1 protein-coding gene is annotated in these 753 nt (G+C 68.3%); it reads right to left on the bottom strand.

What is annotated here, in order from left to right; all coding sequences use genetic code 11:
- Nucleotides 1-753, bottom strand: a 753-nt coding sequence (locus tag AC1D00_RS43755) for an alanine dehydrogenase (RefSeq protein ID WP_477015020.1), incomplete at both ends; no start/stop codon positions are given.

Below are 753 nucleotides of genomic sequence, written 5' to 3' on the forward strand. Positions count from 1 at the left end.
GCGTTGTTCAGCGCCTGGCTCGACGTCACCGGTACCGCGCCCGGCATGTTGGCGACGCAATAGTGCACGATGCCGTCGACCTCGTAGGTCGGGTCCGTGTGCGTTGTCGCATGCGAGGTCTCGAAGCAGCCGCCCTGATCGATGGCAACGTCGACCAGCACCGCCCCCGGCCGCATCGATTTGAGCATCGCGCGCGTGACGAGTTTCGGCGCGCTGGCGCCCGGCACCAGCACCGCGCCGATCACGACGTCGGCGGCAAACACCTCCTCCTCGACCGCCTCGATGGTAGAAAAGCGAGTGCGCACCCGTCCGAGAAAGACATCATCGAGCTCGCGCAGCCGGGGTATAGAGCGATCGATCACCGTGACCTCCGCGCCAAGGCCCGCGGCCATGCGCGCGGCCTGCGTTCCCACCACGCCACCGCCGAGCACGACGACGCGCGCCGGCTGCACGCCGGGCACGCCGCCGAGCAACAGCCCGCGACCGCCAGCCGATCGCCTGAGCGCGGCGCCGGCGGCCTCGATGGCGAGGCGGCCGGCGACTTCGCTCATCGGCGCAAGCAGGGGGAGGTGACCGGCCGCGTCGGTGACGGTTTCATAGGCGATCGCCGTACAGCCGGAGGCGAGCAAACCCTTGGCCTGTTCGGGATCCGGTGCAAGATGGAGGTAAGTAAACAGGATCTGGCCTTCGCGGAGCTGGGCCCATTCGCTCTTCTGCGGCTCCTTCACCTTCACGATCATGTCGGAGTTGGTG

The organism is Bradyrhizobium sp. P2_E8 (genome assembly GCF_056403875.1).